Genomic DNA, 17390 nt, shown 5'->3' on the forward strand with positions numbered 1-17390 from the left:
GAGATGTCGGTTGAGCGAACATGCCCTTGGCAAAAAAGAGCGATTCCAACTCTTACTCCAGCAGCTCCAATTAACAGAAGATGCTGTTGTAGTGTATTTCACCAATGCACAAATTGACAAGCTACTGGTTGAAAAAAAAGCTAGGAAATGGCATTTTCAATTTTTACTTGAAAACATCCTTCCCTTTAAAGTTTTCACCATGTTTACCACCCAGCTTGAACGAACCTTTTCAAATATCGCGACTGTTTCATTCAGCTTAAAGACAGCCAACCATACCTATGAGCCGGAGGTTTTCTGCGATTATTGGAGTTACTGTATCCGGCAAATTGACGGGATCTCACCACCATTGGTAAAGCTGTTAAATGAACAGGTACCCGAAGTGAGCGGGAATAAAATAACCCTTTCTGTCAGAAACGAGGCTGAGGGACTGACAATTAAACAAAAATACAGCCCGATTATCTCGGAAATCTATCAGTCAGTCGGCTTTCCTCCGCTATCATTCGAAACAAAGGTTAATTCCGAAGAAAAAAGTGAAGAATACCAACAATTTTTAGAGGCCAAACAGAAGGAAGACCAGGAACGGGCACTGCTCGCTATGGTCGAAATGCAGAAGAAGGAAGCCGAGAAGGACCAGGCCAACGGTGCAGCATCGGAAGGACCTCTTACAATCGGCCTCACGATTAAGGACGACAGCGAGCTTCGCAGTATTGTTGAGATCGTCGATGAGGAAAGACGGATTGTCGTCCAAGGTTATATTTTTGACGCAGAGATCCGTGAGTTAAGGAGCGGACGCTCATTATTGACCTTTAAAATGACCGACTACACAAGCTCGATCATGGTAAAAATGTTTTCACGCGACAAAGAAGATGCCGCACTTTTCCAACAAGTGAAAAAAGGCATGTGGGTTAGGGTTCGCGGCAGCATCCAAAATGATACCTTCGTCCGCGATCTGGTGATGATTTGTAATGATGTTAACGAAATAAAGCCGGCCCAGCGCAAGGATACAGCACCGGATGATGAAAAGAGGGTTGAATTGCATTTGCACTCTCCGATGAGTCAAATGGATGCCGTTACCCCAGTAAGCGCCCTGGTCGCCCAAGCAAAAAAATGGGGCCACAAGGCAATCGCCATCACGGACCATGCTGTGGCGCAGTCGTTCCCGGAAGCATTCAGCGCCGGAAAGAAAAATGACATTAAAATTCTTTACGGGGTAGAAGCCAATTTGGTCGATGACGGTGTTCCGATCACGTATAATGATGCCCACCGTTTGCTGGCAGAGGATACCTATGTTGTTTTTGACGTCGAAACAACTGGTCTGTCAGCCGTATACGACACCATTATTGAATTGGCTGCTGTTAAGGTAAGGGACGGAGAAATTGTGGACCGGTTTGAATCCTTTGCCAATCCGCATCACCGCTTGTCAGCAACAACCATTAACCTGACCGGAATCACCGATGATATGGTGCAAACTGCGCCGGAAGTATCCGAGGTCCTGCAGAAATTTTATGACTGGGCAGGCGACTCGGTCCTGGTTGCCCACAACGCTTCGTTCGATATGGGTTTCCTAAATGTCGGCTATAAAAAGATCGGACTGGAAAAAGCCAAGAATCCGGTTATTGATACGCTCGAATTGGGCCGTTTCCTGTATCCAGAGTTGAAGAACCACAGGTTGAATACGTTGGCGAAAAAGTTCGATATCGAACTGACCCAGCACCACCGGGCCATTTATGATGCGGAAGCGACAGGATACTTGTTAATGAAGATGTTGAAGGATTCCGCAGAAAAAGGCATCGCCTATCACGATGAATTTAACGATAATATGGGAAAAGGAAATGCCTATCAACGGGCGCGCCCGTATCACTGTACACTGTTAGCCCAAACAGAGCAGGGCTTAAAAAATCTATTTAAGCTAGTTTCTATTGCCCATCTTGAATATTTTTACCGTGTGCCGCGAATTCCGCGCTCTGTCTTGCAAAAATATCGCGAAGGCATTCTTGTCGGTTCCGGCTGCGACAAAGGCGAAGTATTTGAAGGGATGATGCAAAAGTCACCTGACGAGGTAGAAGCAGTTGCGACGTTTTATGATTATATCGAAGTCATGCCGAAAGCGGTCTATGCGCCATTGATTGAAATGGAATTGGTCCGTAATGAAAAAGCGCTTGAACAAATTATCGGCAACATTGTTGCCCTCGGCGACAAACTGGGAATACCGGTGGTGGCAACCGGAAACGTGCACTATCTCAATGAGAACGACAAGATTTATCGAAAAATCCTTATCAGTTCTCAGGGCGGTGCCAATCCGTTAAACCGCCATGAACTGCCGGATGTCCATTTTCGGAGTACAAATGAGATGCTTGATGCCTTTGCCTTTCTAGGGAAAGAAAAGGCCAAGGAAATTGTTGTGACTAATACGAATAAAATTGCGGATATGATTGATGTCATCAAACCGATTAAAGACGATTTATATACACCGAGAATTGAAGGTGCCGAGGATGAGATGCGGGAAATGAGCTATGCGATGGCCCGTAGGATTTACGGCGACCCGCTTCCGGAAATTGTCGAAGCCCGTTTGGAAAAGGAATTGAAAAGTATCATCGGCCACGGGTTTGCCGTTATTTACCTGATTTCCCATAAGCTCGTTAAAAAGTCATTGGATGATGGGTATCTCGTCGGCTCGCGGGGATCGGTCGGTTCCTCGTTTGTTGCGACAATGACCGAAATTACCGAGGTAAATCCGTTGCCGCCGCATTACATCTGCCCTACTTGCAAACATTCAGAGTTTTTTAATGATGGTTCCGTCGGTTCAGGGTATGACCTGCCTGATAAAGACTGCCCAAACTGCGGAGGCAAATACCGCAAGGACGGCCACGACATCCCGTTCGAAACCTTCCTTGGCTTCAAAGGCGACAAGGTACCAGATATCGATTTGAATTTTTCCGGAGAGTATCAGCCTCGTGCACATAATTATACGAAGGTTCTGTTTGGTGAGGACTATGTTTACCGGGCAGGAACGATTGGAACGGTTGCCGATAAGACGGCATATGGGTATGTGAGAGCTTATCAGCAGGAAAAAAATCTTCATTTGCGCAATGCAGAAGTAGATCGGCTTGTCGCCGGCTGTACCGGTGTAAAACGGACGACCGGCCAGCACCCAGGCGGGATTATCGTTATTCCTGATTATATGGATGTTTATGATTTTACGCCGATTCAATTCCCGGCTGACGATAGAAATTCAGAATGGAAAACGACCCATTTTGATTTCCACTCGATTCATGATAACGTCTTAAAGCTCGATATCCTTGGTCACGATGATCCGACGGTGATCAGGATGCTTCAGGACTTGAGCGGAATTGATCCGAAAACAATTCCGACGGACGACCCGGAGGTTATGAAGATTTTTAGCGGGACCGAATCGCTCGGGGTAACGGAAGAGCAAATTATGTGTAAGACTGGTACGCTCGGGATTCCGGAATTCGGAACCCGTTTCGTCAGACAGATGCTCGAGGATACGAAGCCAACCACTTTCTCTGAGCTTGTGCAAATTTCCGGACTGTCGCACGGGACCGACGTTTGGCTCGGAAATGCCCAAGAACTGATTCACCAAAAGATTTGTACCTTAAGCGAAGTAATCGGCTGCCGTGACGATATCATGGTCTATTTGATTTATCAGGGGCTGGAGCCTTCATTCGCTTTTAAAATCATGGAGTCGGTTCGTAAGGGGAAAGGTCTCACTGAGGAAATGGAAGCAGAAATGCGCAGAAATGAAGTACCGGAATGGTATATTGATTCATGTAAGAAAATTAAATACATGTTCCCGAAGGCACACGCCGCTGCCTATGTATTAATGGCAGTAAGGATTGCCTATTTTAAAGTACATTTGCCATTGCTTTATTACGCCGCTTACTTTACAGTCAGGGCAGAGGATTTTGACATCGAAACAATGTCACGAGGTTCCGAGGCGATTCGGGCCAAGATTGAAGAAATTAACGCAAAAGGCCTTGAGGCGTCGAACAAAGAGAAAAACCTCCTGACTGTAATGGAATTGGCTCTTGAGATGTCCGAGAGAGGCTACTCCTTCCAAAACTATGATTTATACAAATCGGCTGCATCCGAATTCATTATTGAAGGGAACTCGTTAATCCCTCCGTTCAATTCGATACCTGGTCTCGGAACAAATGCCGCAGTCAATATTATCAAGGCCAGGGGAGAGGGAGAATTCTTGTCAAAAGAAGACCTGCAGCAACGAGGAAAAGTATCAAAGACCATTCTGGAATACCTGGATAAGCAAGGCTGCCTGTCAGCCCTTCCAGAGCAAAACCAGCTTTCCCTGTTTTAAGGCGATGCCAGGGCGTTCGGCTTATGGTGTCATCTAGCTCCAGCCCTTGGCGCTTTTGGTTTAATTTGCATAAGGCCTTTGATTATGTTATAGTTTTATTGGAAATACTAAGACATACTCTCGTGTAAAAGAGTGGGGATTCTCCCACTCTTTCGTGTTGTTACAGGTTTTTGCGTATTTTTCAACAAATGTCTGCTACATAGAATGAAGTGGAAAAAGGAGGTATAGCATGAGCAAAATAACGGAAGTTGTTGAAGAGCTGGCTGCACCCATTTTTCAGGAACTTGGTTTGGAACTCGTAGAAATCGAGTATGTGAAAGAAGGAAAAAGCTGGTTTCTTCGCGTATATATCGATAAGGACACCGGAGTTGACATCGAGGACTGCGGTCTGGTAAGCGAACGTCTTAGTGAAAAACTGGATGAAGTCGATCCAATTCCGCACAACTATTTTCTTGAAGTATCTTCGCCAGGGGCAGAACGCCCGTTAAAAAAAGACAAAGATTTCGAAAAGGCAATCGGCAAGAATGTTTATATCAAAACCTATGAGCCAATCGATGGCGAAAAGAGCTTCGAGGGTACACTGACGGCTTTTGACGGCCAGACAGTAAAAGTGGAAGTAAAGATTAAAACAAGAAAGAAAACCGTTGAAATTCCTTATGAGAAAGTGGCTAATGCCCGTTTGGCGGTTGCTTTTTCGTAAAAAATTTAGGAGAAAAGGGGGATAAAAAGAAATGAGCAGCGAATTATTAGATGCTCTTATTGTACTGGAAAGAGAAAAAGGCATTTCCAGAGATGTTTTAATTGAGGCGATGGAAGCAGCGCTAATCTCGGCTTATCGGCGTAATTTCAACCAAGCCCAGAACGTAAGAATTGACCTGAATCTCGAGACAGGTTCCATGCGGGTGTTTGCACGTAAAGAAGTAGTTGATGAGGTTTTCGATCCGCGCCTTGAAATTTCTTTGGAGGACGCCAGAAGAATTAACCCGAACTATCAAGTGGAAGATATCGTTGAGATGGAGGTCACGCCAAAGGATTTTGGCCGGATTGCTGCACAAACAGCGAAACAGGTTGTGACCCAGCGCGTCAGAGAAGCGGAACGAGGCATTATCTATTCCGAGTTTATCGACAGGGAAGAAGACATTATGACCGGTATTGTCCAGCGGCTTGATGCTAAATTCATCTACGTCAGCCTTGGAAAAATTGAAGCATTGCTCCCGATTAATGAGCAAATGCCAAATGAAAGATACAAGCCGCATGACCGCATTAAGGTGTTTATTACCAAGGTGGAAAAAACCACAAAAGGTCCGCAGATTTTTGTTTCTAGAACACATCCCGGTTTGTTAAAGCGGTTGTTTGAAATCGAAGTTCCTGAGATTTATGATGGAACCGTGGAAATCAAGTCCGTTGCCCGTGAAGCAGGCGACCGTTCCAAAATATCCGTCCATTCTGATAATCCGGAAGTAGATCCTGTTGGGTCATGTGTGGGTCCAAAAGGGGCACGGGTCCAAGCGGTTGTTAATGAGTTGAAGGGCGAAAAAATAGATATTGTCAAGTGGTCGGATGACCCGGTCGTATTTGTGGCCAATGCCTTAAGCCCGTCCAAAGTTCTCGATGTTATGGTCAGTGAGGATGATAAAGCGACAACGGTAGTCGTTCCTGATTACCAGTTGTCATTGGCGATTGGAAAGCGGGGACAAAATGCCCGCTTGGCTGCAAAATTAACCGGCTGGAAGATTGATATCAAATCAGAATCGGAAGCCCGTGAAAAGGGTATCTATCCGCGTGAAGAAACAATCAGACTTTTTGATGATCAAGATGATACTGATTTCGATTATGAGGAAGATTTTGAATAAATAAGGGGTGAATGATGGTGAACACGAAGAGAAAAGTTCCTATGCGCAAATGTGTGGCTACCGGTGAAATGAAACCGAAAAAAGAACTCGTTCGCATCGTTCGCTCTAAAGAGGGTGAAGTATCCGTTGACTTGACCGGAAAAAAATCCGGCAGGGGTGCCTACCTTTCAAAGGATAAAGAAGCCATCCTCTTGGCAAAGAAAAAGAATATCTTAGCCAACCATTTAGAAGTTTCAATCGATGAAACATTATATGATGAGCTGCTAGGGTTGGTAGAGAAGGAGAACGGGTCGGCCAAATGAAGGAAAATCAATGGATGTCATTTCTTGGATTGGCCAATCGAGCAGGTAGAACTATTTCAGGTGAGGAGCTAACCGTAAAGCAAATCCAAAAGGGAAATGCAAAGCTTGTTTTATTATCCGCAGATGCATCTCAAAATACGACCAAAAAAATTACCGATAAGTGTAATACGTATGAGGTTCCGATTAAAATGGTGGAAAATCGTTATCTTCTTGGCCAGGCAATTGGCAAGGAAGCCCGCGTTGTTGTAGCTGTTTTGGATAATGGATTCGCCAAGAAATTGAAACTAATGCTCGATTAAATCTTGCGGGGGTGAAAAGAATGAGTAAAATGCGCGTTTATGAATATGCAAAAAAACATAACATTTCGAGTAAGGAAATTATTACGAAATTAAAAGAAATGAACATAGAAGTTTCAAACCATATGGCAACATTAGAAGCGTCAGATTTAAAAAAGCTGGACGCTCTATATAATAAGAAGGAAAATAATGGGGCACAGCACAAGTCAAATAATGCTGCACCAGGGCAAAAACGATCCAATAATAGGCCAGCCCAGCAAAATGCGGCAAAGAAGCCTCAGTCACAGCCTAAGGTTGCTCCAAAAGCGGTGGGGGAAGAAGACGAAGTCGCTGTCCCGAACAAGGTGAAAGTGGCAGTTGCACCGAAAGCCAAAGAAGGCAAAAAGCAAGAACAAGAGTATCAATCAAAGGAAAATAAGGCTTTCCAACCAGGCAAAGGTAAACAAAAAAACCACAGCCATCAACAAAATCGTAATCATAATCAAAATAAAAAGAGAAATCATCAGCATGCGCAGCAACAACAGGCTCCGCAAAAGAGAAAAGAAAAGGAACTTCCTGCAAAAATTACATTCAGTGAATCCTTAACTGTTTCAGAACTTGCGAAGAAGCTGCACCGGGAACCTTCTGAAATTATCAAAAAGCTATTTTTATTAGGTGTAATGGCTACGATTAACCAGGAACTTGATAAAGACGCAATTGAATTAATTGCCGGTGAATACGGTGTTGAAGTAGAAGAAGAAATTAAAGTGGATTCCACTGACCTGGAAATCTATTTCACAGAAGATGCTCCTGAAGTTTTAGTAGAGCGTCCTGCTGTCGTCACGATTATGGGGCACGTTGACCACGGTAAAACGACCTTGCTTGACTCCATTCGTAACACAAAGGTGACCGAAGGAGAGGCTGGAGGGATTACCCAGCATATCGGGGCCTACCAAGTAGTGGAAAATGGCAAGAGGATCACGTTCCTCGATACCCCAGGACACGCCGCGTTTACGACCATGCGTGCTCGTGGCGCACAGATTACAGACATTACGATTCTCGTCGTTGCCGCCGATGATGGTGTCATGCCGCAAACAGTCGAGGCGATTAACCATGCCAAAGCTGCTGAAGTTCCAATTATCGTAGCGGTAAATAAAATGGATAAAGAAGCAGCTAATCCTGACCGTGTCATGCAGGAATTGACAGAACACGGATTAGTAGCAGAGGCTTGGGGCGGAGATACTATCTTTGTACCGATTTCTGCAAAAAATGGCGAAGGAATTGACAGCTTACTCGAAATGATTTTGCTTGTAAGCGAAGTGGAAGAATATAAAGCAAATCCAAAGCGAAATGCAGTCGGCACCGTCATTGAGGCAAGGCTGGATAAAGGCCGCGGTTCAGTGGCAACGCTTCTTGTGCAAAACGGGACATTAAAGATCGGTGACCCGATTGTTGTCGGAAATACATTTGGCCGTGTCCGTGCCATGGTCAATGATATCGGACGCCGCGTAAAAGAAGCTGCACCATCTACCCCAGTCGAAATTACCGGTTTAAACGATGTACCACAAGCCGGTGACCGTTTCGTCGTTTTTGATGATGAAAAGACGGCTCGCCATATTGGGGAAGTTCGTGCTCAGCAGGCATTAGCTGCCCAGCGCGGTGAAAAATCCCGCGTCAGCCTTGATAATCTGTTTGAACAATTAAAACAGGGTGAAATGAAGGATCTAAATATCATCATTAAAGCGGATGTTCAAGGTTCAGCCGAGGCGCTTGCGGCTTCCCTGCTTAAAATAGATGTTGAAGGTGTCAATATTAAAATCATTCATAGCGGAGCAGGAGCGATTAATGAATCCGATATCAGCCTAGCATCGGCGTCCAACGCCATTGTCATCGGCTTTAATGTCCGTCCTGATGTTAATGCCAAACGCGCGGCTGAAGCGGAGGATGTAGATGTCCGCTTACACCGGATTATTTACAAGGTGATTGAAGAAATCGAAGCTGCTATGAAAGGGATGCTTGATCCGGAATTTGAAGAAAAAATTATTGGTCAAGCGGAAGTTCGTCAGACATTCAAAGTGTCAAAGGTTGGCACAATTGCCGGTTCCTATGTCACCGACGGAAAGATTACCCGCGATAGCGGTGTCCGTGTAATCCGTGATGGAGTGGTAATCTTTGAAGGGACGATCGATGCCCTAAAACGTTTTAAAGATGATGCCAAAGAAGTAGCCCAAGGCTATGAATGTGGTATTACCGTTAAAAACTTTAATGATATCAAAGAAGGCGATGTCATTGAAGCATTTGTAATGGAAGAAGTGGAACGTAAATGATCATCGGCGCTGCCGAGTGTGAATGCCTGATATACGATGCCCATTCTTTGAAAGAGAAACGAGCTGTTCTTCAGCGTGTGATGACACGATTAAAGCAAAAATTTAATGTGTCAGTTGCCGAGGTTGACTATCAGGATGTCTGGCAAAGGACCAAAATTGCCATTGTGGCTGTTACTGGTGCGAAAGTGGCAACCGAGCAGGAGCTAAACAATGCCTTGAAATTTTTGGATTCCTTTCCAGAAATAGAAAGAACCATCACCGAGATTGAATGGCTATAAAGAGGTGAATATGAGATGAGCCACAGACCAAATCGTGTTGGTGAACAAATGAAGAAAGAGCTAACGGATATCATTGGCCGTAAAATTAAAGATCCCCGGATCGGCTTTGTAACTGTTACTGATGTTCAAGTAACGGGAGATCTGCAGCAAGCCAAAGTGTATATTTCCGTTTTGGGTGATGATGAGCAAAAGGAGAATACGTTAAAAGGCCTGGCCAAAGCAAAAGGGTTTATCCGCTCGGAAATTGGCCACCGGATTCGCCTCCGTAAAACACCCGAAATTATCTTTGAATTTGATGAATCTATCGATTATGGAAATCGAATCGAAACTCTTTTGCACGAACTCCATACAGACGATAAGCCGATGGAGCGGAACGAAGAGGAGTAATATTGTGGTATACCCCAAATGGAGGGGGAATGGATAGACAATCGTCTATCCATTTTTTTCGGTAATGAAGGGAAGTTGGATAAAATGGAAGGAATTTTACCCTTATATAAACCTGCCGGATTAACCAGTCATGACTGTGTTTTTAAATTAAGAAAGATTTTAAAAACAAAAAAAGTAGGCCATACTGGTACACTTGATCCCGATGTCACAGGGGTTCTTCCGATTTGTATTGGGAGAGCGACTAAGGTGGCAGAGTATATCACAGATGCCGGGAAGGCATACGAAGCAGAGGTCACAATCGGTTTTTCCACGACTACCGAAGATGCTTCCGGGGAAGTGGTGGAGAAAAGAAGTGTAGACCGGCCGATTTCACGTGAGGAAATACTCCGTGTTTTAGCGTCTTTAACAGGGCAAATCAAGCAGACACCTCCGATGTATTCAGCTGTTAAGGTCGGTGGTGTGCGCCTGTACGAATATGCCAGAAAAGGCATCGAGGTTGAACGTCCAACAAGAATCGTAACGATATATAAGATTGAATTGTTGGATGACAGAAGTGAGTTTTCCGGAAATGAAATTCGCTTCAGGTTCCGCGTCAGCTGCAGTAAAGGCACCTATATTCGAACATTGGCCGTCATGATTGGCGAAGCACTTGGGTTCCCTGCCCATATGTCAAGATTGACAAGAATACAATCTGCTGCCTTTACATTGGATGACTGCTTGACTTTTGCTGAAATTGAACGACTGATGGCAGAAGGAGACATTTCGAGCCAATTAAGGCCGTTGGAATCCGCGCTTTCTCATTTGCCGAAATTGCATATTAATGATAAAGTAGCAGAGAAAGTGAAAAATGGAGCACTTCTACCCATACCTGAACAGTTTAATAGCTATAACGGGCCGATTGTTGCTGAAACAAAGGACGGAATGGCACTTGCGGTTTATTCACAGCATCCTGGAAAACCGGGTTTGCTAAAACCTGATAAGGTATTAAGAAATAACCAGTTGTAAGCTTCCAGTATAGAAAAAGGTGAGTTTCATTTGAAAGTTCAAAAGGTAAAGTTTCCACTAGATATAGAGCAAATTGATTTTCCCCCATTGGCAATGGCACTTGGATATTTTGATGGGGTTCACCGAGGACACCAGCAAGTTATTTTGGAGGCAAAAAGACAAGCACTTGCTTACGGCTTACAAAGTGCCGTTATGACATTTGACCCTCATCCATCTGTCGTTTTGGGGAAAAGCAATACCAATGTACAATTTATCACCCCTTTAGCTCAGAAAATAAGAATTATTGAAAAACTCGGGATTGATTACCTTTTTATTGTCGATTTTACAACGGAATTTGCTTCGCTCCTTCCACAGGAGTTTGTTGATCAGTATCTCATCCGGTTTAATGTCAAACATGTAGTCGCAGGCTTTGATTTTACCTATGGCCGGATGGGAAAAGGAACAATGGAAACCTTGCCATTCCATTCCCGTGAACAATTTACCTTTACTGTCGTTCCGAAATTCACAGAAGAAAATGAAAAAGTCAGTTCAACAAGAATCCGCACTTTAATTAAAGCGGGAAAGATGGACGAGCTGCCACCATTGTTAGGACGATACTACACTACCTCAGGGCATGTCGTCGGCGGCGATCAGCGCGGGAGAACCATTGGGTTTCCCACCGCCAATGTTGATACAAATAGCGGCTATATCCTGCCGCCGGTCGGTGTTTATGCTGTCAGGATGAATGTGAATAATCGTTGGTATAATGGGGTTTGCAACGTTGGCTATAAGCCTACGTTCCATAAGGAATTGTTAAAGCAAACGGTAGAGGTTCATCTGTTTGATTTTAATCAGGATATTTATGGGGAAGAGGTTGTCATCGAATGGCATACCTATCTTCGTTCGGAGCAAAAATTTGCGGGAATTGATGAACTTGTGGCGCAGATTAACAAAGATAAGCAAAATTCAATCGCTTATTTTGAGGAAAACCGACAAACGTCCTAATCATCGCTGTCATAAGTGGTTTTTCCTGCAAAATCTCACGATAAAACTTGCATTTTGCCATAAAACATTGTATTCTTAAATACGTATTAAAAATAACCTTTGCTTGGCAAGTCGAGTCACCGACGCTTGCTCGGTAACAGGGGATTAGGATATTAGGAGGTGAATATGGATGGCAATCACTCAAGAACGCAAAAATGAAATTATCAACGAGTTTAAAACTCATGAGAACGATACTGGATCTGCAGAGGTTCAAATCGCTGTCCTTACTGAGCAAATCAACAAACTCAACGACCATTTACGCACTCACAAAAAAGATCACCACTCACGTCGCGGTCTTTTAAAAATGGTTGGTAAACGTCGTAATCTTTTGACTTACCTTCGTAACAAAGATGTTCAACGTTACCGTGAGTTAATCAATAGACTTGGTCTACGTCGTTAGTCTTCAGAAGCGGGATTTTTCCCGCTTTTTTGTTAGTTATAAAACAATTTGGGGTTTTTGCATCATACATAATTTTAAGCTCAGGCTTTTTTGTGCATACTAATACTAATTTGAATGACAATATAGGCTTTTTAAGTCATTTTTTATATATTTTATCTTTAGAAAGATGATTATCGCGATTTTTTTCGCATCATCCTCCTAAGTGATTTAGATAGAGAGGGGCAATAAATATGGATCAAGAGAAACATGTATATTCCATGGATTGGGCCGGCCGCAAATTAACGGTTGAAATCGGACAATTAGCGAAACAGGCTAACGGTGCCGTTCTGGTCCGCTATGGCGATACCGCAGTATTAAGTACTGCAACCGCATCAAAGGAACCGAAAAACTTAGACTTTTTTCCTTTAACGGTTAACTATGAAGAACGGCTGTACGCTGTCGGTAAAATTCCTGGGGGTTTTATTAAACGTGAAGGGCGCCCGAGTGAAAAGGCGATTTTAGCCAGCCGTCTAATTGACCGGCCAATTCGGCCGCTTTTTGCTGATGGCTTCCGAAATGATGTCCAAGTGATCAGCATCGTGATGAGTGTAGACCAAGATTGTTCGACAGAGATGGCGGCAATGTTTGGTTCCTCTTTAGCTCTCAGCACTTCAGATATTCCATTTGAAGGTCCAATTGCTGGTGTTGTTGTAGGGCGGATTGGCAATGAATTTGTCATCAACCCAACTGTTGAGCAGGCGGAACAGAGCGATATCCATCTGACTGTTGCCGGGACAAAAGATGCAATCAACATGGTTGAAGCAGGAGCACTGGAAGTACCGGAAGAAATCATGCTTGAGGCCATTATGTTTGGTCATGATGAAATTAAACGCTTGATCCAATTTCAGGAAAAAATAGTGACTGAAATCGGCAAGCCAAAAAGAGAAATTAATCTATTTGAATTAGATAAAGAACTCGAAGCTGAAGTAAGAGAAATGTGTGAAGCCGATTTAATTGCTGCGATTCAGGTTCAAGAAAAACATGCCCGTGAAGATGCAATTAAAGAAGTGAAAGATCGCGTGTTATTAAAATATCAAGAGCAAGAAGCAAATGATGATGACCTTAAGCAGGTAAAACAGATTTTGGACAAGATGGTTAAAGCGGAGGTTCGCCGCCTGATTACCGTTGAAAAGATTCGTCCGGACGGCCGGAAAATTGATGAAATCCGTCCGTTGTCGTCACAGGTTGGCATTTTGCCGCGTACGCACGGTTCAGGACTGTTTACCCGCGGGCAAACCCAGGCGTTGAGCATTTGTACATTGGGAGCGATGGGGGATGTCCAAATCCTTGATGGCCTTGGCATTGAAGAAGAAAAACGCTTTATGCATCATTACAACTTTCCTTCCTTCAGTGTCGGTGAAACCGGCCCAATACGTGGACCAGGCCGCCGTGAAATCGGACATGGTGCATTGGGCGAACGGGCTTTAGAACCTATTGTGCCATCAGAAAAAGATTTCCCATATACAATCCGTCTTGTATCCGAGGTTCTTGAATCAAACGGATCCACCTCTCAGGCCAGCATTTGTGCAAGTACGTTGGCGATGATGGATGCAGGGGTGCCGATTAAGGCACCGGTTGCCGGTATTGCCATGGGTCTTGTGAAATCGGGAGATTATTACACTGTTTTAACGGATATCCAAGGCATGGAAGACCATCTTGGCGATATGGATTTCAAGGTTGCCGGTACCGCCAAAGGGGTTACTGCCCTCCAAATGGATATCAAAATTGAGGGTCTTTCCCGTGAAATCTTGGAAGAAGCATTGCAGCAGGCCAAAGTCGGCAGAATGCAAATTTTGGATTCAATGCTGGCAACCCTTGCCGAACCAAGAGCAGAGCTTTCCAAGTTTGCTCCAAAAATCATGACAATGACAATTAATCCGGACAAAATCCGTGATGTCATTGGACCAAGCGGAAAACAAATCAATAAGATTATTGAAGAAACTGGCGTAAAAATTGATATCGAACAAGATGGCACGATTTTTATTGCTTCCAGTGACCCAGAAATGAACGAAAAAGCGAAAAAGATTATCGAAGATATTGTCCGTGAAGTCATTGTCGGTCAAATGTATCTTGGTAAAGTAAAACGAATTGAGAAATTTGGCGCATTTGTTGAGATATTTGCTGGGAAGGATGGTTTGGTTCATATTTCCGAGTTAGCCGAGGAACGTGTCGGTAAAGTAGAGGATGTCGTCAAGATTGGTGATGAAATTCTCGTGAAAGTCACGGAAATTGACAAGCAGGGCCGGGTAAACTTGTCCCGCAAGGCAGTTCTGAAAGAACAGCGGGAAAAGGCAGAGCAAAATCAATAACCAACCCTTAGCATATTAACTTGTTTACAAAAGTCAGGGGCATTAGCTGTCCCTGACTTTTCGTTCGTTCTACCTTGTCCGTTTTATACATAATCTGTATAGAAGAGGGGGAAAGGTAAATGAAAAGGGTAAGTTTAATGATATTGTTTTGCTTGGTTGCCTGGGTTGCGATTGACAATCCATTTGTGAACAACTATTTTGGTTCTTTAAGACCCGCCGAACAACCGGCAATTAAACAAACCGATGAGCTTTATCAAACCATTTTAAAAAATGCTCCTACATATGAAAAACCGGCTTCCGATGCTAAAATAGATCGCGTTTGGAAAGCGATGCCCGGTTACAATGGGTTGAAAGTCGACATTGCGGCTTCTTATAAAAATATGAAAGCAAAAGGGGTTTTTGACGAAAAGAGACTCGTCTATACCCAAATCAAACCAAAGGTAGGGCTTACTGATCTACCTGCTTCGCCGATTTACAGAGGTCATCCAGAAAAACCGATGGTAAGCTTTATCATTAATGTGGCCTGGGGGAATGAATATCTGCCGGACATGCTGGCAACATTGAAAAAACATAATGTCCAGGCCAGTTTTTTTCTTGAAGGTAATTGGGTTAAAAAAAACCCGGAGCTGGCAAAGATGATTGTAAGTGCTGGCCACGAAGTCGGCAACCATTCCTATTCACATCCGGACATGGCAAAGCTGACTGCGGGGCAGGCCAGAGAGCAGCTAATAAAAACCAATGAAATCATTGAAGCAGTAACAGAGAAAAAAGTAACCTGGTTTGGGCCGCCAAGCGGAAGCTACCGTGAAGAAACGGTAAAAATCGCCCAGGAATTAAATATGAAGACAGTGTTGTGGACAGTGGATACAGTAGATTGGAAAAAACCCGCCCCAGATGTTCTAATTAATCGGGTGATTTCAAAAATTGATAACGGTTCAATGGTGTTGATGCATCCGACCGACTCGACAGCAAAATCGCTGGACCGATTAATTACCTTGATTAAGGAAAAAAACTTAAAAATTGGCACCGTATCCGAACTTATGTCAGAGGAAAGAATCATTAAATAATAGGGGCAAGAACCTAAAAGTTGGATAAAATAGTTATTATAGGTATAATTATCTAATGGGTAGAAGCATCTGCTGTTTATAGACAGGAGGAAGTCGATTGATAAACAAATACACATGCCAAAATGGAGTAAGAATCGTATTAGAGCAAATTCCTACCGTTCGCTCTGTCGCAATAGGGATTTGGATCGGTACAGGTTCAAGGAACGAAAATCCGCAAAATAATGGAATTTCTCATTTCCTGGAACACATGTTTTTCAAAGGAACAAAGACCAGAACTGCCAAAGAAATAGCCGAATCTTTCGATAGCATTGGCGGTCAGGTAAACGCGTTTACTTCCAAGGAATATACATGCTATTATGCCAAGGTTCTTGATACCCACTCAAAATTTGCCTTGGACGTACTTGCAGATATGTTCTTTAATTCCACCTTCGTCGAAGAGGAATTAAAGAAAGAAAAAAATGTTGTTTTTGAAGAAATTAAAATGTATGAGGATACACCAGATGATATCGTTCATGACCTGCTCAGCAGAGCAGTCTACGAGGATCATCCGCTAGGTTATCCAATTTTGGGAACAGAGGAAACATTAAATACCTTCTCTGGGCAATCGCTTCAGGATTATATTCATGAGCGCTATACACCTGAGAATGTTGTCATTTCCATTGCAGGGAATATACCAGAAACCTTTATTCATGAGGTTGAAGCCTATTTTGGTTCCTATAGCGGCAGCAGCAAAGAGGATATGGAGAATATCCCGGTATTCCATTCTAATCGGATTTCCCGTAAAAAGGAAACCGAGCAGGCACACCTATGCATTGGTTTTGAAGGCTTGAAGGTTGGCCATGAAGATATTTACAGCCTGATTACTTTAAATAATATTCTTGGCGGCAGCATGAGCTCTAGATTATTCCAAGAGGTGCGCGAACAGCGCGGCTTAGCTTATTCCGTCTTCTCATATCACTCAGCTTATCAAGATAGCGGGATCGTAACCATCTATGGCGGAACCGGGGCAAAGCAACTGAATGTTTTATACGAAACCATTCAGGAAACGCTTGAAAAATTAAAACAAACCGGAATCACCGACAAGGAGCTGACCAACAGCAAGGAGCAGCTAAAAGGCAGCTTAATGTTAAGCTTGGAGAGCACAAATAGCCGGATGAGCCGTAATGGCAAGAATGAACTCCTATTAAAACGCCATCGTTCCCTTGATGAAATTATTGATCAAATCGATCAAGTTACAAAAGCGAGCGTGGATGACATGGCAAGGAATGTATTTAAAGATACATTCTCTGTTTCATTAATCAGTCCTGACGGAGAGTTTCCAAATAAATTAATCTAACAGTTCGGTTTCCGAACTGTTTTTTCTATAGTCTAAATATGGACTTCCTTCTATAAACTAATATAAAAAGGGTTGAGGGGAGTTCTTTATATGAGGCTGAGTGAGTTAAGTGGTAAAGAAATAGTGGACGTGAAGAAGGCAGAGCGCCTTGGGGTATTGGGGCAGACGGATCTGGAAATCAATGAAACTACCGGACAAGTTCAGGCGCTGTTAATTCCTTCGGTAAAATGGTTCGGGTTTCGCAAGCAAGGAGGAGAAATCCGGGTTCCCTGGCAACACATCAAAAAAATCGGTTCCGATATGATCATTATTGATGTTCAGGAGGATGAATAAAAGTGTCAAAAGCCCAAGCAAATCAACATTTGCTTGGGCTTTTTTTATTTCGTAAGTGTGGAATACTCACCGAATGAATCTTTGTTACATAAGATGTTGAAGTGAAAAGCTCAAAGAGAG

General features: G+C 43.5%; 15 protein-coding genes. All 15 read left to right on the forward strand.

Annotation, left to right across the window (positions count from 1 at the left end):
* The first annotated feature begins 10 nt into the window (after positions 1-10).
* The 15 genes from AR334_RS25335 (at position 11) to AR334_RS25405 (ending at position 17270) form a co-directional block, all read left to right on the forward strand.
* Positions 11-4336: a PolC-type DNA polymerase III gene (locus AR334_RS25335; protein ID WP_066320650.1), complete on the forward strand. Its 4326-nt coding sequence runs from the start codon at positions 11-13 to the stop codon at positions 4334-4336.
* Positions 4337-4565: 229 nt separating this feature from the next.
* Positions 4566-5036 carry a ribosome maturation factor RimP gene (rimP, locus tag AR334_RS25340; protein WP_066320652.1) on the forward strand — a complete coding sequence of 157 codons (471 nt, stop codon included), beginning with the start codon at positions 4566-4568 and terminating at the stop codon, positions 5034-5036.
* A 31-nt stretch (positions 5037-5067) separates the two neighbouring features.
* Entirely contained in the window at positions 5068-6189 is a 1122-nt protein-coding gene (gene nusA / locus AR334_RS25345; RefSeq protein ID WP_066320657.1) for a transcription termination factor NusA, read from the forward strand.
* Between the two features lie 17 nt (positions 6190-6206).
* A complete protein-coding gene (locus AR334_RS25350) occupies positions 6207-6491 on the forward strand; it encodes a YlxR family protein (RefSeq protein ID WP_066321019.1) in 285 nt (94 codons plus the stop codon).
* Positions 6488-6790 carry a YlxQ family RNA-binding protein gene (locus AR334_RS25355; RefSeq protein WP_066320659.1) on the forward strand — a complete coding sequence of 101 codons (303 nt, stop codon included), beginning with the start codon at positions 6488-6490 and terminating at the stop codon, positions 6788-6790. Before AR334_RS25350 ends, AR334_RS25355 begins: the two co-directional genes overlap by 4 nt.
* A gap of 20 nt (positions 6791-6810) precedes the next feature.
* Positions 6811-9093, forward strand: coding sequence for a translation initiation factor IF-2 (infB, locus tag AR334_RS25360; protein WP_066320661.1), 2283 nt, complete (start codon positions 6811-6813; stop codon positions 9091-9093).
* Positions 9090-9371, forward strand: coding sequence for a DUF503 domain-containing protein (locus tag AR334_RS25365; RefSeq protein WP_066320664.1), 282 nt, complete (start codon positions 9090-9092; stop codon positions 9369-9371). The genes infB and AR334_RS25365 overlap by 4 nt, the downstream gene beginning before the upstream one ends.
* A gap of 15 nt (positions 9372-9386) precedes the next feature.
* The gene (gene rbfA, locus AR334_RS25370; RefSeq protein ID WP_066320665.1) at positions 9387-9758 is read left to right on the forward strand and encodes a 30S ribosome-binding factor RbfA; all 372 of its coding nucleotides are present in this window, start codon (positions 9387-9389) and stop codon (positions 9756-9758) included.
* Positions 9759-9842: 84 nt separating this feature from the next.
* On the forward strand, positions 9843-10763 hold the full coding sequence (gene truB / locus AR334_RS25375) for a tRNA pseudouridine(55) synthase TruB (protein ID WP_066321022.1): 921 nt from the start codon (positions 9843-9845) through the stop codon (positions 10761-10763).
* 30 nt (positions 10764-10793) lie between these two features.
* Positions 10794-11747, forward strand: coding sequence for a bifunctional riboflavin kinase/FAD synthetase (gene ribF, locus AR334_RS25380; RefSeq protein ID WP_066320667.1), 954 nt, complete (start codon positions 10794-10796; stop codon positions 11745-11747).
* 169 nt (positions 11748-11916) lie between these two features.
* Positions 11917-12186, forward strand: coding sequence for a 30S ribosomal protein S15 (rpsO, locus tag AR334_RS25385; protein WP_066320668.1), 270 nt, complete (start codon positions 11917-11919; stop codon positions 12184-12186).
* Positions 12187-12416: 230 nt separating this feature from the next.
* Positions 12417-14534, forward strand: a complete 2118-nt coding sequence (gene pnp, locus AR334_RS25390; RefSeq protein WP_066320670.1) for a polyribonucleotide nucleotidyltransferase — start codon at positions 12417-12419, stop codon at positions 14532-14534.
* Between the two features lie 119 nt (positions 14535-14653).
* Entirely contained in the window at positions 14654-15601 is a 948-nt protein-coding gene (locus AR334_RS25395) for a polysaccharide deacetylase family protein (protein ID WP_066320672.1), read from the forward strand.
* Positions 15602-15698: 97 nt separating this feature from the next.
* The gene (locus AR334_RS25400) at positions 15699-16937 is read left to right on the forward strand and encodes a pitrilysin family protein (protein ID WP_066320675.1); all 1239 of its coding nucleotides are present in this window, start codon (positions 15699-15701) and stop codon (positions 16935-16937) included.
* Between the two features lie 90 nt (positions 16938-17027).
* Positions 17028-17270, forward strand: coding sequence for a YlmC/YmxH family sporulation protein (locus tag AR334_RS25405; RefSeq protein WP_066320676.1), 243 nt, complete (start codon positions 17028-17030; stop codon positions 17268-17270).
* Positions 17271-17390 lie beyond the last annotated feature (120 nt).

The sequence above is a fragment of the Bacillus sp. FJAT-29814 genome (assembly GCF_001510715.1).
Classification (GTDB): Bacteria; Bacillota; Bacilli; order Bacillales; family Cytobacillaceae; genus Neobacillus.

Bases quoted from the DNA above. Each gene is read 5' to 3' on its own strand.
- rimP (WP_066320652.1), top strand. From the start codon at position 4,566: ATGAGCAAAATAACGGAAGTTGTTGAAGAGCTGGCTGCACCCATTTTT.
- nusA (WP_066320657.1), top strand. From the start codon at position 5,068: ATGAGCAGCGAATTATTAGATGCTCTTATTGTACTGGAAAGAGAAAAA.
- AR334_RS25355 (WP_066320659.1), top strand. From the start codon at position 6,488: ATGAAGGAAAATCAATGGATGTCATTTCTTGGATTGGCCAATCGAGCA.
- infB (WP_066320661.1), top strand. From the start codon at position 6,811: ATGAGTAAAATGCGCGTTTATGAATATGCAAAAAAACATAACATTTCG.
- AR334_RS25365 (WP_066320664.1), top strand. From the start codon at position 9,090: ATGATCATCGGCGCTGCCGAGTGTGAATGCCTGATATACGATGCCCAT.
- rbfA (WP_066320665.1), top strand. From the start codon at position 9,387: ATGAGCCACAGACCAAATCGTGTTGGTGAACAAATGAAGAAAGAGCTA.
- truB (WP_066321022.1), top strand. From the start codon at position 9,843: ATGGAAGGAATTTTACCCTTATATAAACCTGCCGGATTAACCAGTCAT.
- rpsO (WP_066320668.1), top strand. From the start codon at position 11,917: ATGGCAATCACTCAAGAACGCAAAAATGAAATTATCAACGAGTTTAAA.
- pnp (WP_066320670.1), top strand. From the start codon at position 12,417: ATGGATCAAGAGAAACATGTATATTCCATGGATTGGGCCGGCCGCAAA.
- AR334_RS25395 (WP_066320672.1), top strand. From the start codon at position 14,654: ATGAAAAGGGTAAGTTTAATGATATTGTTTTGCTTGGTTGCCTGGGTT.
- AR334_RS25405 (WP_066320676.1), top strand. From the start codon at position 17,028: ATGAGGCTGAGTGAGTTAAGTGGTAAAGAAATAGTGGACGTGAAGAAG.